Raw genomic sequence first — 21,271 nt, 5'->3', positions numbered from 1 at the left:
TTCACGAACTTTTAGGGTGAAAGAATCGCCTTCACCAAAATTTTGGATTGAGCGCTCGCTTGTAAGACCAAGAGAAGGCGATCGCTGCTAAGGAGAACCGGGGCTATGAGGGCGATCGCTTTTACTGAGGAAGAGGGGGCGATCGCTTGGGTTAAAAGAAGGGGGCGATCGCTTGAGTGAGCAAGAGGAGGGGATCGCCCCAAGAAAGCCTTATGTTTTTTAGGTTATCCTCAAAGAGTAACTGTCGGTAACGTCGTTATGAGTGTTGTTATCTCAGACGAGATTTTGCAAGCATCCCAGCTCACACCCAGCGAGTTTCGCCAGGAAATTGCGCTGCACCTATTCCAAACAGGCCGCTTGACCGTAGGCTATGCCAGTAAGCTAGCCGACATGCCATTGAACGCCTTTCGCCAACTCCTGAAGCAGCGCAACATCCCCCTTTACTCCTACGATGTTGAAGACTTTGAACTGGACTTGAAAAACCTGCGGGAGTTAGGACGGTTGTGATCGTCATTAGCGACACATCAGCGATTACAAATCTGGCAGCCATTCAATATCTGCAACTCCTGCCCGAGCTTTATCAACAAGTCATCATCCCAGAAGCGGTATACCGAGAACTTACAGATCTTGATCCGCCTGTTCCGGGAACCCTTGAAGTTCAAACTGCTTCCTGGTTGGGAATTAGACAAGTTACGCATCGAGAGGTTGTTGAACGCCTCCAGAATGAAGTGAGGTTAGATCCTGGAGAATCTGAGGCGATCGCCCTCTCTCTTGAACTCAACGCAGACTTACTCTTGATCGATGAGCGTCGCGGAAGAGCAGAAGCAAACCGCCTCGGAGTCAAAATTACTGGGCTGTTAGGTATCCTGGTCGAAGCCAAGCAAAAGAATGTTATCCCTGCGGTTAAACCCTTAATGGATGCATTAATAGCAACTTCCGATTTCAGAGTATCCAAAGCTTTATACAATCAAATCCTGAACATAGTAGATGAAATCGAATAAGCCTTTGCAAGAGAGCAATGTCAATTCTCTTATAGAGAGGTTTCTCCAAAGCTTATGCTGAGGGAAAGGGGGCGCTCGCTTGCGTGACCAAGAGGAGGCGATCGCTGCCGAGGGAAGCCAGGGATATGAGGGAGATCGCTGCAAATCCCTGGCTAGTCAAATTTGGGAAGATTGGGAGTCGCTAACGTTCCTGGTACAGCGGATTCCCCGAAGCCGCTTGCTGTGCAGGAGAGACCCTGAAAACTGCTGTTAGCTAGCTTTGTTTCTTGGTTGCGACTGCACAGCAAACTTGTTGGTCAGTTGTGGGTGTTAGACTTTACTCAGAAATATGAGGAGAGCGATCGCTGTGGCTTCTATCACCATTGATCTTTCAGATAGCCAATTCCAACAGCTACAAGATTTAGCAAAGGTACACGGCATTGCAATTGAGGTGCTCTTGAAAGCAAGCCTGGAGGATTGGCTCAATCTGCAGAAAGGTGGTTTTGTTAGTGCAGCTGATTATGTGCTGAACAAGAATGCTGAACTGTATCGACGTTTGGCATGATCCGCTATTTGACGCTCATTGAGGTATTAGAACTGCATCGCAGAATTCTTGAGCAATCCGGTGGAGCATTAGGTATCCGAGATATTGGGTTGCTAGAGGCAGCAATCGCTCAGCCCCGAATGACGTTTGGTGGAGAAAATTTGTACCCAGGATTGCTTGAGAAGGCAGTCGCATTAGGATTTTCTATCATCATGAATCATTCATTTGTGGATGGTAACAAACGTACAGGTCATGCTGCGACAGAAACTTTTCTTGTCTTGAATGGAATGGAAATTAACGCCTCTGTGGATGAACAAGAACATCTGGTGTTGGCGATTACATCGGGTGAACTAAGACGCGAGGCATTTTTAGAATGGTTGCAACAGAACACAACCGCTCGCTAACAAGTCATTAAAGTGGTCAACCATCCCCTTCAAATTCGTTCAGAGTGCTTATGAGACTAGCTTCACCTGTGTCTGAGTTAGGTTCTTCGTGTATATAATTCAGGACGTGTGAACTGCCAGCATTGGAAGTTTGTGTAGAAAATTCGGTATTGGGAATGAGGCATTTGGCAGTTGTTGGTAAGGGGGCGATCGCCCAAATCTATACAACCTAAGCAATACAAACGAAGCTTGAGCTGTCCCTTCCAGCTTCATCATCACTCCACCTAGCTCTAGACGCTGATGCATACCTACACGCTGCCGGGCACTGATTTGAGGGTTTCGCGAATTGCCTATGGCTGCATGAATATTGGTGGCACCTGGGATGATGCACCGCTTTCTACAGATGTGCAGGAAACCGCATCTCGGGCCATTCAGGTAGCCTTAGAAACAGGCATTACCCTGTTTGACCATGCCGATATTTACACACGCGGCAAATCAGAGCAGGTGTTTGGTAATGTGCTTAAAGCCTCGCCAGGTTTGCGTGAGCAAATGGTGCTTCAGTCAAAGTGCGGTATTCGTTTTGCGGGAGAGCCTCAACCTGGCGACCCGCAGCGCTATGACTTCAGCTATGAGCACATCATTGCATCAGTGGAGGGCAGTTTGCGAAGACTGCAAACCGACTACCTCGACATTCTGCTGCTGCATCGCCCTGACCCACTGGCAGAACCCGAAGAGGTAGCGCGAGCCTTTGATGCATTGCATTCAGTGGGCAAGGTGCGCTATTTCGGTGTCAGCAATCATACCGCAAGGCAGATTGAGCTATTGCAAAAGAGCTTGAGGCAAGGACTACTGATCAATCAGGTAGAGCTGAGCCTGCTGCACCCGTATTTGATTGATGAGGGCATTGTTGCTAACATACCTGGCGTTAGCTCAGCCCTGGCAACAGGAACGCTGGACTACTGCCGTAACCACAAAATCCTGATACAGGCATGGGCTCCACTGGCCGGTGGCAAGCTTTTTAAGCCTAATGTAGAAGCAGATACGGCATTGGGCAAGACGGCTCAGCTAGTGAGTCAGTTGGCTGAGGAAAAGCAGACAACTTCTGAGGCCATTGTTCTTGCTTGGCTGTTGCGCCACCCTGCGGGCATTCAACCCATTGTGGGGTCAACGAAACCAGAACGGATTGCAGCGTGCGCTTTAGCAGATGAAGTCGCCCTGACACGGGAAGAGTGGTACGCAATGTTTACAGCAGCTAGGGGTGAACGGGTTCCCTAAACAAGTGAGAAGTTAGGAGTTTCGAGACTCCACCGAACTCAACACCACGGCCTTACTATTTGGCATCAGCGCAGGCAGCGGTTCACTTGAGTTTGAGGGGTTTGCGATCGCTCCCCTCAAACTCATCCTCATCTTCGGAACTGGTTTGCAAAGCCCCGGAAAGGGTTGGAGCTGCATACACAGCATTACCCCTTTCCGGGGCTTTGCAAACGGATTCTCAGAGATCATCGCCTTCCACGTTGTACTCAGGCTGTTTATCGATGCTCACTAACCCCGACCTGTTGGCACATTTCCAAGAGAGGACAGGTGGAACAATGGGGCATTTCGCCAGTACAGATATGCTTTCCAAACGGAACCAGGAGAGCGTTAATTTCGATCCAGTACTCCTTCGGTAATTTGGCCTCCAGGGCTGCCATCGTTTTCTCTGGAGTGCGAGTCTGCACATAGCCCCAACGATTCGTTACCCGGTGAACATGCACATCTACACTGATGCATGGGTAATCACAGGCAATACCTAGAGATAAATTCGCACATTTGGGGCCCACTCCTTTAAACGAAGTGAGTGTTTCGAGATCACACGGAAGTTCTCCCGCAAACTCGTGCAGGATGCGATCGCTAATCTCCCAAATCTGTTTGGCTTTGGCGTCGGCAAAGGTTGATGCTTGAATCAACTGTTCGATTTCGGCTACCGATAGCTGCCTCATCGTTTCTGGGGTATTCGCACGCTGAAACAGCTTTTTGGCAACGGGTAGCGAGGTTTCATCACGGGTGCGAATGGATAGGATGCAGGCAATGAGCTGTTCAAAGAGCGATCGATGACCCTCTTCTGCCAAAGCAAACATGGCTGCTTTAGGAAACGGATGTACCGCTTCCCGTAATTTGCTAATTGCCAGATCAATATCAAACGATTGTTTTGACATGAGAGAACTGCTCAAATGCCTCCTGATCGTAGCAACTCTTCCCGCCTATCTTAATCATCACAAATGTATACTAGGGCTTGCTTTAAAGCTTGCTGAAAGGGTTATTTTTTCGCGTGCTTTGTACGCGAAAAAATAACCCTTAAAACAGAGCTTCGTACTTCATCGGGTTGGAAAATGCTGTATCTCTCTTTAGAGTATCTCATTAGTTATTAAGATTCGTTACAGTTGCAGAGTAGGTCAGGATGATAAGCACATGAGTTCTGAGCGGGTTTCAACATCGCAATCCCACATGAATTACTGTTGTGTTGATCTGGGGGATTGCAGTATTTTTTACACGCAAACTGGGTCAGAGTCAGACTCAACGCCTATTCTCTTTCTACATGGTTGGGGAATTTCTGCTGAGCCTTACCATAAAATCCTGAAACTCCTGGCACAGCAGCATCGTGTGCTGGCTCCTGACCTACCCAGTTTTGCCCGCTCGTCCTACTCCAAACTGATTCCAGACTACGACAGCTATGCTAAATTTCTGCTTTCGTCTCTGGACACACTCAATCTCCAACACGTGCATTTAATTGGGCACTCATTTGGTGGAGGCATTGCAATTGCTTTGTCTGCTCTTGCTCCACATCGAGTAAGAAGTCTGATTTTAGTGGATAGTACAGGCCTTCCCTGTGTATCTATTCCAGAACTCTTACCTCGTCGGGCTCTTGAAATGACTGCTCAGCTTCTACTTCCAGGGCTGAGATTAAAATTGGTTGATATTCCTCAGATCTTTTCTTCTAATCTTTTGTTCAATACAGGAAACGTTATTCAAGCATTACTACTTGCATTACAGGTAGATCTAAAACATTTGTTACCTGAAATTCAGGCTTCTTGTTTGTTGTTATGGTCAGAAAAAGACTTGACGACACCACTAACGGCTGCTCGGGAAATGGCTGCAATAATTCCAAATTCTAGCCTAACGATTGTAGAAGAAGGTTTCCACGAATGGGCGCTCTGGTACCCCGAAAAATTTACGTCAACGATGCTTGATTTTATTCGCCAGGTTGAGCGTGCCGATGCGATCGCAAACCATTCCTGAACATCAGTCTAAAATACCTTCTGATCATTGATTGGAAAGCCAGGTAACAGGATATGGGGCAATGCCAATCTTCCCCTCCAGAATGTCGCCCTCTTGGACTAATTGTCTATACTCAGCGATCGCCTTCGCATGGGCAACATTGACAATATGAGAGACTTCAACGGCTCTCCGTTCATCCTTGACTTCGAGTGGATGAATGCCATCTCGATAGCCGCGCATGATGAAATGAATCACTTCATTGAAGGTGATCCAATATTTGACGCGATCGCCAAACTGTTCAAAACAAGTTCTGGCATAACCAGCAAACGCATCAGCAACGTCTCGGCAGCGATGTCTCCATTGATGCCCTGATAAGTTGGGCCCGGTAGATGGGAATAGACGTCCCAGATAGATAGCCCTTTCCCATCCTGTTGATAAGCCCCCTCAACTTGATAGGAGGCGGTAGCGGCTCCCCAGAGAAAATCACTTGGAAGGTCCATAGTTAACGTCAGTTCGGGATAAGCCGAACCGCCCATTATTGCGTGCGCGACGCGCACACAATAATGGGCTTTTTCGAGTGCCGCGCGAAGCGCGGCACTCGAAAAAGCCCTTAACCCGAACTGACGTATAGTTAAGGCAACATGAAGATGTCATGCTGCACCAAATAACTGCATTGTAGATAGAATTCTGTTATCCTTCAGGGCGTTTAAGGATGATATGGGATTCCCCAATCCAGTAAGCGCAATTCGATCCTTTAACTTATTCCTGTAGAGAGAGGAAAGTTTGTGGGATGCCCACTAAAACACAATCAGCTTGTCGGTTCATGTGAAGCATTTGAATTTTGCCACTTTGCAGATGTGGAATGCGGGAGCATTAAGATTGCAAACAAGAACTGGTCTGAAAAGGTTGATTTTTTGTGCTCCAAGGTCACAAAAAATCAACCTTTTCAATAACTTCTCAACTGACTCCTCAACCAGGAGGGAAAATAGGATGTGAGTATGGGTGCAAATCTCCTCAGCAGGGTGAATGTGTAGATGGTTAGTGATAACAGCTCAATACACGATGACATTCGGTTTATCCCATTGTCCCTCGCGCATCACAGTTCCCGTGAGGTTGCCGCGTTAATTTATGAGTCAGCCCCAGAGCTATTTACTGTAGTGTATGGGCCGTGGGCAATTTCATGTTTGACGAAGTTTGTAGAGCGATCGCACAATCGATTCGGCCATCAATATATCCGTGTTGCCGAAAAAGCTCAGCGGGTTGTGGGCATTGTAACCCTGCTGCCTGTGCTTCATCCAGACGATGATACAGACGGTCCTGCCGTCCTCAGCCGGGGGCAGCGGCTCTGGTTAAAACTATTAGATCGGCTCATTTTGCGGCATGTTTTGCATCGGGATTACCCGCCGGGAAGCTTTTATGTCGGCAACCTTGCTGTTGCTGCCGAGTATCGTAATCAAGGAATTGGTCGTCAGTTACTCTCGCAATGCATCAACGATGCTGTAGTGGCTTCACGTCCTATTTATATCAGTGTTGATATTCATAATCCCAGGGCTCAGAAGCTTTATGAATCTTTGGGATTTCAAGTGATAGCAACCAACACAATAACAATTTTGGGAACGGCTGTTGGCTCGCGCACCTTATTTCTTGAGCATCCCAGCAAAGATATGGAAGGGACACGAAATGCCTCTTCCACATCCCCTCCACAGTTTGAAACATAACCCCCTGTAACCCGATAAGAAGTGGCACCATAGAACAGTAAGGACGTTGCTTCTTGTCCTTGTGTGCTAGAGAACGGCTTTATTATTCCTTGGGTAGCGCTATGGAACCGACGCATTCAGACGTACAGCCGGAGCTTGAGCGGGAGCCGTTGCCCCATCTCGGTCATTCCATTGGGGGCGGGCTGCCTGTGATTGAGCAATGGGTCAGCCACACGCTTACCCCAGAAGGGCCACACCTCTGGAAGACGTTGTTTCATAAGAGCGCCTGTCTGTCTTGTGCCTGGGGAACGGGAGGGCAAAAAGGTGGCTTTAGCAACGAACTGGGGGAAACGCTGCAACGGTGCGCGAAAAGTGTAGAGGCGATCGCCGCCGAACTCCAACCGGGCATTAAATCCCACTTTTTCGACCATCGCAGTATTGGAGAATTACAACAACTCACCTCTCTAGAAGCCGATCGGCTGGGACGGCTGAGTTTCCCGGTTATTCTACGGACAGGGCAGTCTTACTACGAACGGATTTCCTGGGCTGAAGTTTATGACCGGGTAGAAACGGCTTTTCGTCGGCCTGCAGAACGGGTTGCATCTTATAGCTCCGGGCGATCGTCCAATGAAGCAGCATTTTTGTTGCAACTGATGATTCGTGCGATGGGATCGAACAATCTCGCTGATTGTTCAGACCTCTGTCATCGTGCATCTTCTGTGGCATTAAAAACGGTGTTTGGTACCGGGACATCTCTCGTGAGTTTGGAGAGTTTACACCAGGCAGATTGTGTTGTTTTAATTGGCTCAAATGCGCCTGCGAATCATCCGCGTTTGATGAATGATTTGATTAAATTGCGCGATCGCGGTGGTACTGTCATCGTGATCAATCCTGTTCAAGAAATTGGGTTAATCAAATTCGGTTCTCCGGCGTTTCCATTGAAATCGCTGCTGCCTGGTTCTGATATTTCGTCTTTATTCCTTCAGCCTCATCCGGGTAGCGACTTAGCTATTTTTGTTGGTATTCAAAAATTCTTACTTGAGCGAGGTCTGGTTCAGATCGATTTTCTCAAGGCTTATACGGAAAACTGGGAAGCGGTGATTCGACAGGCCAATGCTACATCCTGGGAAGACATTGTAGAAACCTGCGGCGTATCTCAGGAAGAGATTGAGCTTGCGGCAGCTCTGATAAGTCGATCGCAGCGCATTGTCTTTGCCTGGGCTATGGGTGTAACTCAGCAGCTCAACGGTGTCGAAACCATTTTCAGCATTGCCAATACCGCATTGATGACCGGTAATGTCGGTAAAGTGGGTGCCGGGTTGATGCCCATTCGGGGGCACTCCAATGTGCAGGGATTTGGCTCGATGGGGGTGTCGAATGTGTTGGGTCAGGAATTGCAGAAGTCGTTGGAAAAGCTTTTGGGGCGATCGCTCAACCGGGTGCCGGGGTATGATGCGCGATCGCTCATTGATGCCGCTGATGCCGGTAAGGTGGACACCTTGCTGTGTTTAGGAGGCAATCTCTATGCGGCTAATCCTGACTTAACCCAGGCTAAACGTGCCCTGGGTAATATTGATACGGTTATTTACCTCTCAACCAAGCCGAATCTCGGCCATTTCCACGGCTTGGGACGGCAGGAAACACTGATTCTTCCGGTTCTGAACCGCTTCGAGAATCCCCATAAGACGACGACAGAGTCGGGTAATAATTTTGTGCGGCTGAACGACGAAGGCAAAACCCACCTGACGGAAGGTGATTTGGTTTCTGAAGTGGAATTCATAACAGAACTGGCCCATCGCATTCACGGCGACACACCTGTTAATTGGCGTCGGTTGCAAGACACCCGCTACGTTCGTCAGTTGATTGCCCAGACGATTCCTGGTTACGAAAAAATCGGGCAAATCGACGAAACGGAAGCGGAATTTACCATATCCGGGCGCATCTTCACGACACCCCGATTCAACACCCCGTCCGGCAAAGCGCAGATGCAGAAAACACCGCTCCCACAGCTCACCCTACCGACTCCAGCAGATTTTGGTGCCTCCAAGGGGATTGTCGTAGCTCTCATGACGGGGCGTAGCTATACTCAGCACAATACGGTCGTTTATCGTACTGCTGACAAATACCGTGGGATGCCTCACCGTCACTGCATTTTGATGAACCCGGAGGATGTGCGCGAAGGTGGCTTTGTGGATCACCAGCTGGTTACGGTACAGGGCGATGCAGGCAAGCTGGAGCAGATTGAGATTATTTGTGGGGCGGTGCGCCGGGGTGCGGCATTGATGTTTTACCCCGAGGCGAATGTGTTGATGACAGCGCAGGTGGATGAGCGATCGCGTACTCCCGCCTACAAACGAGTGCCTGTTCTGGTCTATTAACCTTGAAAAAATCTGGGTTCTGAAGGTTTTGTCCTGTACTACAGCGCTTTGCGCTTGAATCAGCCACGGTTGTTTTTGTGAGAGCCGCGCTCCATGCGGCTCTCACAAAAACAACCAAGTTTTAAGCGTTTGAAAAGCGCTGTAAGGTTAAAAAGATATTAGTTGCCGTGCGTTCTCTTTTACAAAAATACAAATTACTCTGATTTAACTGAGAACATTAAGTATCCGAATAAAGATCAATGGAAGTATATCTTTGAAAGGTTACTTTTTATTAAAAACTTATAGTGTAATAAATGCTTTGTTAAGGCTGAAAATGCTTGATTGGTAAGCCTTTTATTTTGAGCTGTAAAAATACCTATTTCTTTGGTCGTACGCTATTCGGAGGAGAGTGAAAAAAACGCCTCGTATAGGATTAGAAAATGGAGAGCAAATAAAACGCTGATTGAAGACCCGAGCTTCATGGGTTTCTTGACGAATTGCCATTGGTTTTATGTTCCTCATGGGTGTTTACTGTGAATAACCCTAGTTTTTCAAAGTGTTTTTGGTTCCTAACCATTGACGCGTTTTGCTTTTAATATGTTGGGCTAAATCCGTTTAAGCAAACACAACACTGTAGGAACATCTCAGCTTTGTATTTTGGATGAACAAGCTTTGCTCGCTACCGCAGCAATCAATAGCAAAGCACCTTGACGTCAAAACAGAGCTAGCGCAAAAAAGTTAAGGAAACCGAGAGTTACTTCAGTTGGTTAGGTTAGAGCCTGGTTAAGCCGAGCTCCAGCTTTGCGATGTCGAGATGGTTTGTTTCCTGCTCCTCCGCTTGATCCGAACTGTAGGAAAGGAGATACGTTGTGAGAAAGTTAGCGATCGCACTTGGCCTATTTGGGCTTATCGGTGGGACTCTGGGATCCTGCACGATGGAGAATTCAGGTCAGGCTAACAATCCCCAGGCTGGAACGACAGCTGGTGGAAATGGTGAGGCAAAAGAGCTGAAGGCTGTGGGCGTTACTGTTGGGGATTTAGGCAACCCCTTCTTCGTTCAAGTTGGGGAAGGGGCTAAAGCTGCTGCCCAGCGCTTGGGTGGGGGTGCCATTAAAGCAACCGTTGTGTCGAGTGGCTACGACCTGAACCAACAAATTAACCAGATGGAAAACTTTATTTCCTCTGGGGTCAACCTGATTCTGCTCAATGCTGCAGATTCTAAAGGTATTGCTCCGGCAGTACGAGCGGCTAAAGAGGCTGGGGTAACTGTTGTAGCGGTTGACGTCGATGCTGAAGGTGGTGTGGATGCCACGGTGACATCGAACAACATACAGGCGGGAGAATTGGCGTGCCAGTTCATTGTTGAACGGCTCAACGGTCAGGGCAATGTGGTAATTATTAACGGCCCTCCAGTGTCTGCCGTCATTGACCGGGTGAATGGTTGCGAAAGTGTGTTTGAGAAGAATCCAGGCATCAATGTTCTTTCGCGTGACCAGAATGCTGAGGGTAGCCGCGAGGGTGGCCTGCGGGTGATGGGAGATTTGCTCACCTCCTTCCCAGACATTGATGCGGTGTTTTCGATCAATGACCCCACTGCGATTGGAGCCGAGCTGGCGGCGAAACAAGCAGGACGCAGTAATTTCTTCATTGTCGGTGTAGACGGCGCACCAGAAGCGGTGGAAGTGCTGAGGCGTCCTGATAGTTTGTTCATTGCCACGGCAGCCCAAGATCCCTTCAAGATGGCTGAAACTGCTGTTGATGTGGGCAATAACATTTTGCAGGGCAATCCACCCGCTGAAGACCGAGTGCTAGTTCCGGTTCAACTGATTACTCAGGAGAACGTGAACGAGTACAAGGGCTGGACCAGTGACAGTGGTAAGTAGGGTTTTAATTCCAGTTTGAGACGCTGATATTGGGTGCGCAGGACGCATCCAATATCAATTCCTTCTAATGAGCTATCTAAAACACTATGACCGATGCAACTCACCTCGGCTCCACGGCTCCTGTGTTGGAGATGCGGGGTATTAGTAAACAGTTTTTTGGTTTCTCCGCCCTCCGCAATGTCAATCTGACTGTGTATCCTGGCGAGGTCCATGCCTTGATGGGGGAAAACGGTGCGGGCAAGAGTACCTTGATGAAGATTTTGGCCGGGGCCTATAGTGCAGATTCCGGTGAAATTCTCATTAACGGGCAACCCACCAAGATTACGCACCCAAGCGAGGCACGGGCAGCGGGCATCACCCTGATTTATCAGGAGTTGAATGTCGCCCCTAACCTGACCGTTGCCGAAAACATTTTCATGGGGCAGGAAAGAACTCGGGCAGGGTTGTTTTTGCAGCGGGATCAAATGTATCAGGAGGCAGAGGCGATTCTAGAGAGTTTGGGAGCCAGTTTCTCCCCTAAAACGACCGTCTCGACCCTTTCCATTGCCGAGCAGCAGCAAATTGAGATTGCACGAGCCCTTAAAGATAAGAGCCGCATTTTGGTCATGGATGAGCCGACAGCCGCTCTGTCTGATCGGGAGACAGAGCGGCTGTTTGGTCTGATCCGGCGGCTGCGGGATGATGGCATCGCAATCATCTACATCAGCCACCGCATGGAGGAAGTGTACGCCCTTGCCGATCGCGTCAGTGTGTTGCGAGATGGCGAATATGTAGGCAGCCTGGAGCATCAAACTATTTCCGCCGATCGCCTGGTACAAATGATGGTAGGTCGCCCACTTCAAGACTTTTATGAGCATGAATCCCATGCATCAATGGCTGCCGATGAGGCACCGCTCTTGCAAGTCGTTGATCTGACCGATGGTCGGGAAATTGGGCCAGCCAGCTTCAATCTCTATGCCGGAGAAATCCTCGGGTTGGCTGGATTGGTAGGGGCGGGCCGTACAGAACTGGCGCGCCTCATCTTTGGAGCAGACCCGAGATCGGGGGGCGAGGTTTACTTGCAAGGGCGCAGGCTGCATATTGACAGCCCGGTCGATGCTTTACGCGTTGGGATTGCTTACGTTCCAGAGGATCGCAAAGACCAGGGGTTGTTCCTGGAAATGAGTTCGCACAACAACATCACTATGAACGTGTTGGGGCAGCGAGCGAAAGCTGGAGTAATGAACCTGGGGTTCCTCAAAAACATTGCTGCCGATGCCATTGAGCAGTTGGGCATTCGTCTTGCCAGCCCCAATACGCGGGCGGTGGATTTATCCGGTGGCAACCAACAAAAGTTACTGCTGGCTCGTTGGCTGGCGATTAAACCCAAAGTGTTGCTGCTAGATGAACCGACCCGAGGTGTAGACATCGGCGCGAAAAGTGAAATTTATCGCATCATCAGCGACTTAGCGGCTCAGGGAGTCGGGATCTTAATGATTTCGAGTGAACTGCCGGAGGTGATTGGTATGAGCGATCGCGTTCTAGTCATGCGCGAGGGCCGCCTGGTCGGCGAAGTGGGCGGCACTACGGGTGAAGCGATTACCCAGGAAAACATTATGGTTTACGCCACGGGCGCAAGGGAGATGAACTTAGCATGAGCCAACTACAGACCCATACCACGCGGAAGCAGGGGGGCGATCGCCGCAAAGCGGATCGGCGGGAGTCCTTACGAACCTTCTTTCAAGTAGCAGGTATCCTTCCCATCCTGCTGATTATCTGCATTCTATTCACGGTTCTCACGCCCAACTTTCTTACCGCTAGCAACCTGATCAACGTTGTTCGGCAAGCTTCCATTAATATCGTGCTGGCAGCGGGGATGACCTTCGTGATTCTGACCGGAGGGATTGACCTATCGGTGGGGTCAATCCTCGGAGTCACAGCGGTGGTGGGGATGCTGACGTCGCTATCGCCGTTGGGTGCCCTTTCGATCCCAGTGGCATTGTTAGCAGGCCTGGGCTTAGGACTGTTGAACGGTTCGCTCATTGCGTACCTGGATTTGCCCCCCTTTATCGTGACTCTGGGTTCTTACACGGGCTTGCGAGGGCTGGCCTACCTCCTGGCTAATGGTACGACTGTCATTAACCCAGACATCAACTTCGCCTGGGTTGGCAACAGCCGTATCGCCGGCATTCCCACCCTGGTTATCATTGCCCTAATCACGATCGCCGTCTGCTGGTTCATCCTCAGGCGCACCGTGTTAGGAACCTATATCTATGCTGTGGGAGGTAACGCCCGAGCCGCCCGCTTGACTGGTATTAAAGTCAGTTGGGTGTTGCTGTTTGTCTATGGCATGAGCGGCTTACTCTCCGGCCTGGCTGGGGTAATGAGCGCCAGCCGCCTCTACAGCGCCACCGGTATGTTGGGCCAGGGGTATGAATTGGATGCGATCGCTGCCGTCATCTTAGGCGGCACCAGTTTCTCCGGCGGCATCGGCACCATCTGGGGTACCCTCCTCGGTGCATTAATCATTGCCCTGTTGAACAATGGTCTTACCCTATTAAACGTGTCCTTCTTCTGGCAGTTAGTAGTCAAAGGCCTGGTCATCATCATCGCCGTCGCCATCGACCGCCTCCGCACCCGCTCCGCCGCCCGCTAGGCTTTTTCTTTTGTTGTTTTTGGCTCCTAGGAGCCAAAAACAACTCCCCTAATATGTACCCCAGACGTGCCCCCAAGCCAGGTCTTCGCCAAATATCTCCATCTTTGACGAATATATTTCCAGGGTTGTTTTTTAGGCGCTTTGCAACTAAAAAACAACCCTTAAAGTTGTCACACAGAGTTAATAAGGACGAGCTTATATGAACTGGTATCCCATCAAACTCACCGCCCACGTTCGTCACTATGCCTTCGGTGAACGTCTCATCCCCGATCGCCTTCACAAGCAGAACATGCCCGAAGGCATCATCGCTGAAACCTGGGAAATTAGCGACTACCGCGATACCACCGGCACCGTCACCAACGGCTCCTTCGCCGGAAAAACCCTCCACGACCTCATTCAGAGTGACCCCGATGAACTGGTCGGACAGGGTTGGCGCGGGCCCCACTTCCCACTGCTAGAAAAGTTTCTAGACGCCTCCCACATGCTCCCCGTCCATCTCCATGCCGATGACGAAATTGCAGCCCGGGTATACAACGAACCCAACGGTAAAACAGAAGCCTGGCACATTCTCTGGGCCGCACCCGGTGCAACCATTTTGGCTGGATTAAAAGGCGACTTCAGCCGGGAAGAATTGTTCGAAGCATTCGTTAATAAAGACTACGATGCCGTCATTCACCGTTATCCCATCCAGGCTGGAGACACAATATATGTGCCAGGGGGAATTATCCACTCCTTTGGCCCAGATGCCCTGGTATTTGAGGTGCAGCAAACCTCTGACTTAGGGCAATTTGTCATGCCTCACGACCTGTATGGCCAACCGCTCTCAACCGAGCAATGGCACGCCAACATCAATGGGACGTTGGATGAGCTAAAGAATCATTATCATCCCCGCCCAAACCCAGGCCTGGTGTTGGAGAGCGAACCTAACCGTCGTGTTCTCTGCTGTGCTGGTCCCTACTTCGCCATGGAACGCTGGACGCTGACGGCACCTCACACCGAACCTTCCCACCCCCACCGTTGCTCCACGCTGACGAATGTAGGTGATCATGCTGTAGAGCTACAGTTCGCGGGCGGTACTGAATCTTTGCCTCCCGGAGAGTCCTGTATCTTGCCTGCGGCGATCGGGCAAGTACAAATTGTGCCTCAAGGGGAGGCGAGCCTGGTCGTTTGCTATGTGCCAGACATGGCTATGGATGTGGTTGGTCCCCTTCAGGCTGCTGGCTATGAGGATGAACAAATTCAGCAGTTAGGGGAGGTTGCGGTTCATTAGTTGGATGGCATTTTGGTTGGCTTTTATAAGCATCTGGCCGACCAAAACAGAAGGCTATGCTCTGCCGCGAAGTGACAGAAAAATAGCCTTCTGGTTTTGGTCCATGCTCAGAAGATTTGATACGCGCTCTTGAGGATCTGTTTAGGGACGCTGAACCCTTCGTGCACTGGTTGTAGGAATCTTCACGTCGCTGTTAGGGCCGACGATTAAGTAGGTTTCCATATCTCCTTTTCCTTTGATGGGCATAATGCCCTGAGACTCGGCCTGGTACTTGTGCTTGATCCGTTGATACGTACTGTCTGTAATGTGGATGCCACCCGGAACGCCATAGGCTTCCATCCGGCTAGCTGTATTGACCGTGTCACCCCAGAGATCGTAGATAAACTTTTTGATGCCGATCACTCCAGCAACGACGGGGCCAGAGTTGATGCCAATACGAATCTGAACAGATTGCTTGTTTTTCTGATTAAAGGTGGCGATCGCCTTCTGCATATCGATCGCCATCGCTACAATCGCCTCTGCATGATCGGCCCGGGGCGTGGGCAAGCCTCCCACCACCATATACGCATCGCCAATGGTTTTGATTTTCTCCAGGCCGTGTCGTTCTGCCAGTTCGTCAAAGGTAGAGAAGATCTCGTTGAGTAACCCCACCAGTTGTTGGGGCGGCATGGTGGTGGAGAGTTGTGTGAAGCCTACAATGTCAGCGAATAGAACAGAGACTTCTGCAAAGCCATCGGCGATCGCCTGCTGGCTCTCTTTCAGCCGATGGGCTACAGGCCGAGGCAAGATATTCAGCAACAGTTTTTCCGATTTCTTCTGCTCCTGTTCTAGCCGTTTAGCCATGGCTTGAGTTTTTTGCAAGGACTCTGCCAGTGCCCTCATGGTTTCACGAATTTTGTTGACAGCCGGGCGAAATACCACCAGGCCCTCCATGGCTAGCACCCCTAACGTCACCACCAAAAGCCCCAACTCCAACTGCTTGAGATACTGGGTACTGGCGGCCACCTGCTGGTTGTAGGTCAGAATCAACTGATCCAAATCCCGCATAAATCTGTGTTCCAATTCCATGGGATCACCCCCCTGCTGCCCTCCCGCTCCGGGTGGCTGCCTCTGCCCAGAACGTTGTTCAGGTGCTGGTGGCTGTTGCTGTCCCCTTGGAGGAGGAGGTTGCTGCCCAGCTTGAGCCTGTGGGTCTTGGCCAGGACGCTGTCCCAAGGGTGGTGGCTGTCTCTGTCCCGGCAGCGGAACCGCACCTCGGCTGTTTCCACCTGGCTCAGCTTCTTGCCCCCCAGCTCCTCTGTCCTGCCCTCCTTGCCCCTTCTGCCCTGTCATCGCTTGCTGCGCTGTCGTAATCAACTGTTGATGCGTGGGTGCAAGCTGATCGACCATTTGTTGAATTTGCTGCCGTCGGGACTGAGACAGCCGTCCGTCTCGTGCCAACGTACCCATGGTTTGTTCCCAGGAATTCGCGTTAGCGATTGCCTCCTCCATTTCCTCCTGATACTGGGTTTTTGTTGTACTATCGCTGCTCATCTGCATCAGCATTGCGGTTCGCGTCATCTGCGGAATCAGCATTTTTTGCTGTTGAGCTTCGCTAATGACTTGAATGTCGAGTTCCTGCTGTTTCAGTGCATTTTGAATGAGCAATTGACCCAGAATGGAAAGACCGGCGATCGCACTCAACGACGACACATAAAAAATAGTGAGGCGGCGGGTTGCCTGGGTGCGGTCAGTCATCGGTTGGGATGAGGAACAGGCTGAAGCGTTAGAAGACTTAGAAGCCATTGTGTTGCCAGGAACTCATGGTCTAGGTTTCCCTGGCCGGGAGAGTTGTGAACAGGACGCAGAGAGGCTGAAACTTTAGAGGTCCAGTGTTTTGGGAAACACTGGACCTTTGCATGCAACGCAGCCGGAACGCGTGACTTCGCTAATGGGCAATCAGGACTCTAGTTTTTTAAGAAGTGCAAGCAATGCGTTCGGCAGTATTTCTTCTTCCATCGGTTGCTGCAGCAGTTGCTCAATCAGAGGTTTGACGACCTGAGGGCGCTGGGCCAGAGTTGTATAGATCAGGTTCCAGCGATCGCGCAAGGTAGATTGCTGAGGTATGAGTTCGCGATCGATGGTTGTCGCTAATGTGCGCCAGTCCATTTGTTGAAGCTGCAACTTTCTGACTCGTAGTACCCAGTTATCACTCCGGAATGGAAAGGCTGGTAACCCCGCAGAGTTATAGAGATTGCCAATGGGGTTATTGGCCCAACCGTAGCGCACAGCAACTGGTTGTTCGACCGATGGACTGCTCAGCACAACGGTATTGTTTACGGTGCGTCCCTTTGCCCAGAAGAAGCGCTGATCTGTCCCTGCCAGGGCAAAGCCTCTGAGGGGCTGACCATCCTGAGTGACTAACCTCTCGGCAACGTGATCAAAGGTCGCGATCACCTCCTTGCCTCGAAATTCCACCGATTTAAACACTGGCCCGCTCCACTCCTGATCTGATTGGTTGTAGACCTGGGCGATCGCGGCCAGGTATAACCGATGCCCAGCCAACTGTTTATTGCTGGGATGTCCGGTGGTGTCTTCCCCGGGTAGCAGAATATCAATTGTGGAAACCATGGCTGTGTTGGGTAAACGCAAGGCTTCCTTCTGAGCGTCGCGCAGTGCAGGCCAGGGAGCATCCTCAACGGGGAAGGTTTGGGGCTGAAGGAAGTTGGCTAACTCGACAAAGAGAAATGGCGCATCTTCCTGGTGCCACAGGTGTCGCCACTCCTCGATTAATCCAGGAAATAAAACCCGGTATTGGAGGGCGCGATCGGCATTCGCTTCACCCTGCCACCACAGAAAACCACGGGTCGTAAAAGGAGCTGCGGGGTAAACCATGCCGTTGAATAAGCCACTGGACCGCACCTCTTTTTTAGAGCCGGCCGCTTCAACCATCGGCGGTACGTGGGCCGTCATAAATTCGCGGCTGAGAAATGCTTCGATGTCCTGTCCGGGTACGGCCAGATGAACGATCCCAATGGGCACTTTGAGAGCCTGATAAAGCTCCTGGGCAAAGAAGTAGGGTGTTGCAGGAAATGCCCCAACGCTTTCAGGGGTAGTTATTTTCCATTCTGTAGGTACCGTTTTTTGAGGGGTATCCGAACTCCAGCCCAGAGCACGATCGCCCGTGTTCGCGTCCCAGATGCGGATGGCCGAGTTGGTGGCAGCCGGGATGGTTCGCTCGGCATTCCAACTGGCCTGTACCGCCCACCACATATTGCTTTGCCCACCTGCAACCCACACTTCCCCAACCCACACATCTTCTAAGACAATGGTTTGGGTGCCACGAACGCTGAGGGAAAATGCACCTCCTGCAGGGCCACTGGGAATTTGCACCATCCACTGGCCATCCAATCCTGCCTGAGCAGATTGCTGGTGGTCACGAAACTCAACCTGCACAGTGGTACCTGGCCGATCCCATCCCCAAACCGCCACATTCGCTTGCTGCTGAAGCACCATGTGGTGGTTGATGATAGAGGGCAGGGTCAATGTATTGGGAAGTTGATTGGTGACTAAAGCATTGCAACTATTTAGCATCAGTACCATTGCGAAACCGATAACTAGAGTAACAATACTTTGAATGATTTTTGAGGAAGGTTTGATTTTAGGGAGGCGAATTACAGAGGCCATTCAGTAGGGGATAGTTGAAACAAGCTCGTTATCATTATTTTAGGCAGACTTTGTGAAGGAATTAATTCTTTTGATTTGAAGCGTTTGTAAAATCAATTTCACAAAATCTGCCTCGGTTTGTGTATGGAGATGATTATGGATTTGCGATCGCCCAGAGGAGGCTAAATTCCATAATCTATGGCTCAGTCTTGTCGCCATGAATCTGTGCTTGTCTACCCTTTCAGGTGATGGGCAACCTCTACAAGTAAACCTGATTGTGCTGGCGATCGTAATGAACGGTGCCTGCTTGGGATAGCGTATGGAGTGCTTCGGTAAATGGAGCCAGAACTTCTTGAATGGGTTGACGTAACTGCCTGGCAGATTCCTGGACGAGTTCCTAGAGGCTACAGGGATGATCAGAGAGAATTTAAGGAAGAACTTGAAGTAGAGAGAACAGAGCCAGTTCGAATTCATTCATGAGTACTTATACTTAACTCTACTTCTAGAGTACCGAAGCAAAATTGAGCTGACGAGCTTTGATTACAGACTGTATTAGAGCTTCAAATTACTTCGTGAAGAACGGCAGATCGTTTCAGAACCGCTACATTTGTAAGCTATTGATTCATTTTTCAAGCTTGGTCACGAACCCGGAAATGACACTGAGCCATCGGCTAGTAGGGATTAAGGAGATTTCCAGCAATGAAATTGCCCCCCAGGATGTTGGTGTTTTGCCCGCTTCGCGGGCAAAACACCAACATCCTGGGTAAATTCTTATGCAGAAATCTCCTAAAACTGCTTCCCAAAAGCCTGTGTTTGCTGAGTGTAATGTAAAGTAACCTCACTTCGGGATAAGCCGAAGTTCTCATTTTGGCGTGCGCTTTGCGCACGCCAAAATGAGCGTTTTCGAGTGCCGCGCAACGCGCGGCACTCGAAAACGCCCTTAACCCGAACTCAGGTTAAAGTAGGAGCGGTCAACTCATATCAGATCCGGTTAAAGAACGATGATATGCGGTGGCGCGTTGGGCCGTACCACTGCATATTCATCGTTCTTTAACTGGAGATCGTATAACCCCTCATCCATGCCACCTTCTATTCCTGACGTTCTGGCTCCTTTACTGCAAACACTTCGCTCGTTACGCGATCGCCCCCACGCTCCTTTCTACGTGCCGGGGCACAAGTGCGGTCACGGCGTCCATCCAGAACTGGCCGAACTCTTGGGAGAGCACGTCTTCCGGGTCGACCTGCCGGAACTGCCCGATCTCGATAATTTATTTGCTCCTGAAGGGGTTATTCGTGAAGCACAGGAGTTAGCGGCTCAAACCTTTGGAGCCGATCGCACCTGGTTTTTGGCAAACGGGTCTACATCGGGCATTGAGGCAATGGTGCTGGCCACCTGCCGCCCCGGAGACAAGCTTATTCTGCCGCGTAACTGCCATCAGTCTGCGATCGCCGCCCTGATCCTTTCGGGAGTAGTCCCCATCTTCGTCACCCCTGAATTAGATCCCCATTGGGGGATTGCCCATGGTGTTCCCCCTCAACGAATTGCAGAGGCGTTGCAGCAGCATCCGGATGCCAAGGCTGTGATGCTGGTGTCTCCGACCTACTACGGCGTATGCAGCGATGTGAAGGCGATCGCGCACCTGACCCATCAACACAACATTCCCCTTTTAGTAGATGAGGCGCATGGAGCCCACTTCGCCTTCCATCCCGACCTGCCAACTCCTGCCTTGACCGCCGGAGCAGATGTGGTTGTGCAGTCCACCCACAAGACCCTGGGAGCCCTAACCCAGTCAGCAATGCTCCACGCCCAGGGCGATCGTGTTTCCCCCAATCGTATTCAAAAAGCCCTAGCCCTTGTGCAATCTACCAGCCCCAGCTACTTGCTGCTAGCCTCGCTGGATGCTGCCCGCCTGCAAATGGCGGAATCTGGTTTTGTCTTAATGGAACGGACGTTGGCCTTGGCTCAGATGGCGCGCGATCGCCTTTCCTCTATTCCCGGTCTCAAAGTCTTAGATTTGCCAGATCTACAACTGCAAGACGTCGTAGATTCAGTCTTTTTTGACCGTACCCGCTTGACTGTGGACATTCGTGAGCTTGGGCTTACAGGCTTCGAAGCTGACGAAATTCTCCACGAGGAGTACAAGGTCACTTGCGAACTTCCGGGTCTGCACAGCCTCACCTTCGTCCTCACCCTGGGCACCACCGAAACCGACATTCAGCAACTCATTAACGCTTTTAAGACTTTGTTAAATCAACACCATCCCTCTCCCTCCCTGTCTCCCTTTTCCCCCACCCCTACCCCACCCCACTCTCCCCTTGCCCTCACCCCCCGTGATGCTTTCTTTGCGGATACCAACCTCATTCCAGTCGAGCAGGCTCCCGGCCATATCGCTGCCGACCTCATCTGCCCTTATCCTCCCGGTATTCCCGTGCTGGTACCTGGCGAAATCGTCACGGAAGAAGCGATCGCCTACCTCCAGGGCATCCAGTCTGCTGGCGGCATCCTGACTGGCAGCACCGATCCCACCCTGGAAAAATTCCGTGTGATTCAATAGTCATCCCTTGGCACTCGGAGAATTCTACAGTAGACTTCCTGCGTGAATCGTTGCGTGGCGGAGCTAC

At 50.6% G+C, this 21,271-nt stretch carries 19 protein-coding genes and 1 pseudogene; 14 read left to right on the top strand and 6 right to left on the bottom strand.

The features are described 5' to 3' along the window. Nucleotides 1–11 precede the first annotated feature (11 nt). Nucleotides 12–203 (bottom strand): hypothetical protein, encoded by a 192-nt coding sequence (locus H6F91_RS12885; protein ID WP_190770339.1) that lies wholly within the window; start codon nucleotides 201–203, stop codon nucleotides 12–14. A gap of 55 nt (nucleotides 204–258) precedes the next feature. On the opposite strand from H6F91_RS12885, the gene H6F91_RS12880 reads away from it, so the two are divergent. From H6F91_RS12880 to H6F91_RS12855, 6 genes are all read left to right on the top strand, one after another. After that, nucleotides 259–507, top strand: a complete 249-nt coding sequence (locus tag H6F91_RS12880; protein WP_190770338.1) for a UPF0175 family protein — start codon at nucleotides 259–261, stop codon at nucleotides 505–507. Beyond that, a complete protein-coding gene (locus H6F91_RS12875; protein ID WP_190770337.1) occupies nucleotides 504–1,001 on the top strand; it encodes a DUF3368 domain-containing protein in 498 nt (165 codons plus the stop codon). Before H6F91_RS12880 ends, H6F91_RS12875 begins: the two co-directional genes overlap by 4 nt. A 79-nt stretch (nucleotides 1,002–1,080) precedes the next feature. After that, complete coding sequence (locus tag H6F91_RS12870; protein WP_190770336.1) at nucleotides 1,081–1,254, top strand: hypothetical protein; 174 nt, start codon at nucleotides 1,081–1,083, stop codon at nucleotides 1,252–1,254. A gap of 93 nt (nucleotides 1,255–1,347) precedes the next feature. Beyond that, nucleotides 1,348–1,545, top strand: coding sequence for a DNA-binding protein (locus H6F91_RS12865; RefSeq protein ID WP_190770335.1), 198 nt, complete (start codon nucleotides 1,348–1,350; stop codon nucleotides 1,543–1,545). After that, complete coding sequence (locus H6F91_RS12860) at nucleotides 1,542–1,928, top strand: type II toxin-antitoxin system death-on-curing family toxin (RefSeq protein WP_190770334.1); 387 nt, start codon at nucleotides 1,542–1,544, stop codon at nucleotides 1,926–1,928. The genes H6F91_RS12865 and H6F91_RS12860 overlap by 4 nt, the downstream gene beginning before the upstream one ends. 279 nt (nucleotides 1,929–2,207) lie before the next feature. Continuing rightward, nucleotides 2,208–3,182, top strand: a complete 975-nt coding sequence (locus H6F91_RS12855) for an aldo/keto reductase (RefSeq protein WP_190770333.1) — start codon at nucleotides 2,208–2,210, stop codon at nucleotides 3,180–3,182. A 254-nt stretch (nucleotides 3,183–3,436) separates the two neighbouring features. On the opposite strand, the gene nth is transcribed toward H6F91_RS12855, so the two are convergent. Beyond that, a complete protein-coding gene (gene nth, locus H6F91_RS12850; RefSeq protein WP_190770332.1) occupies nucleotides 3,437–4,102 on the bottom strand; it encodes an endonuclease III in 666 nt (221 codons plus the stop codon). Between the two features lie 253 nt (nucleotides 4,103–4,355). Between nth and H6F91_RS12845 the strand changes: the two genes are divergently transcribed. Beyond that, a complete protein-coding gene (locus H6F91_RS12845) occupies nucleotides 4,356–5,183 on the top strand; it encodes an alpha/beta hydrolase (RefSeq protein WP_190770331.1) in 828 nt (275 codons plus the stop codon). A 24-nt stretch (nucleotides 5,184–5,207) separates the two neighbouring features. Here the strand turns inward: H6F91_RS12845 and H6F91_RS12840 are convergent, their stop codons facing one another. After that, nucleotides 5,208–5,570 (bottom strand): family 1 glycosylhydrolase, encoded by a 363-nt coding sequence (locus H6F91_RS12840; protein ID WP_242035767.1) that lies wholly within the window; start codon nucleotides 5,568–5,570, stop codon nucleotides 5,208–5,210. After that, nucleotides 5,568–5,662 (bottom strand): annotated as a pseudogene (locus H6F91_RS27905) (family 1 glycosylhydrolase); the annotation flags it as partial. The pseudogene H6F91_RS27905 and the gene H6F91_RS12840, both read right to left, overlap by 3 nt. Before the next feature lie 534 nt (nucleotides 5,663–6,196). Here H6F91_RS27905 and H6F91_RS12835 point away from each other — a divergent pair. From H6F91_RS12835 to H6F91_RS12810, 6 genes are all read left to right on the top strand, one after another. Next, nucleotides 6,197–6,880, top strand: coding sequence for an N-acetyltransferase (locus H6F91_RS12835; RefSeq protein WP_190770330.1), 684 nt, complete (start codon nucleotides 6,197–6,199; stop codon nucleotides 6,878–6,880). Nucleotides 6,881–6,981: 101 nt separating this feature from the next. Then, nucleotides 6,982–9,237, top strand: a complete 2,256-nt coding sequence (locus H6F91_RS12830) for an FdhF/YdeP family oxidoreductase (protein WP_190770329.1) — start codon at nucleotides 6,982–6,984, stop codon at nucleotides 9,235–9,237. Between the two features lie 848 nt (nucleotides 9,238–10,085). After that, on the top strand, nucleotides 10,086–11,099 hold the full coding sequence (locus tag H6F91_RS12825; RefSeq protein ID WP_347280034.1) for an ABC transporter substrate-binding protein: 1,014 nt from the start codon (nucleotides 10,086–10,088) through the stop codon (nucleotides 11,097–11,099). 86 nt (nucleotides 11,100–11,185) lie between these two features. After that, on the top strand, nucleotides 11,186–12,736 hold the full coding sequence (locus H6F91_RS12820) for a sugar ABC transporter ATP-binding protein (RefSeq protein ID WP_190770328.1): 1,551 nt from the start codon (nucleotides 11,186–11,188) through the stop codon (nucleotides 12,734–12,736). Further along, nucleotides 12,733–13,734: a ribose ABC transporter permease gene (locus H6F91_RS12815; RefSeq protein WP_190770327.1), complete on the top strand. Its 1,002-nt coding sequence runs from the start codon at nucleotides 12,733–12,735 to the stop codon at nucleotides 13,732–13,734. The genes H6F91_RS12820 and H6F91_RS12815 overlap by 4 nt, the downstream gene beginning before the upstream one ends. A gap of 199 nt (nucleotides 13,735–13,933) precedes the next feature. Further along, a complete protein-coding gene (locus tag H6F91_RS12810; protein WP_190770326.1) occupies nucleotides 13,934–15,004 on the top strand; it encodes a type I phosphomannose isomerase catalytic subunit in 1,071 nt (356 codons plus the stop codon). Between the two features lie 141 nt (nucleotides 15,005–15,145). Here H6F91_RS12810 and H6F91_RS12805 read toward each other — a convergent pair whose 3' ends face one another. Beyond that, nucleotides 15,146–16,789 carry an adenylate/guanylate cyclase domain-containing protein gene (locus H6F91_RS12805; RefSeq protein ID WP_242035762.1) on the bottom strand — a complete coding sequence of 548 codons (1,644 nt, stop codon included), beginning with the start codon at nucleotides 16,787–16,789 and terminating at the stop codon, nucleotides 15,146–15,148. Nucleotides 16,790–16,942: 153 nt separating this feature from the next. Then, on the bottom strand, nucleotides 16,943–18,586 hold the full coding sequence (locus H6F91_RS12800) for a sialate O-acetylesterase (RefSeq protein ID WP_190770325.1): 1,644 nt from the start codon (nucleotides 18,584–18,586) through the stop codon (nucleotides 16,943–16,945). Nucleotides 18,587–19,728: 1,142 nt separating this feature from the next. On the opposite strand from H6F91_RS12800, the gene H6F91_RS12795 reads away from it, so the two are divergent. Then, a complete protein-coding gene (locus H6F91_RS12795) occupies nucleotides 19,729–21,204 on the top strand; it encodes an aminotransferase class I/II-fold pyridoxal phosphate-dependent enzyme (RefSeq protein WP_190770324.1) in 1,476 nt (491 codons plus the stop codon). Nucleotides 21,205–21,271 lie beyond the last annotated feature (67 nt).

Origin of the sequence: Leptolyngbya sp. FACHB-8 (assembly GCF_014695575.1) — a bacterium.
Lineage (GTDB): Bacteria > Cyanobacteriota > Cyanobacteriia > Elainellales > Elainellaceae > Vacuolonema.
Note: the sequence above shows the minus strand (reverse complement) of the source record. Positions and strands in the feature narration are given on the sequence as shown.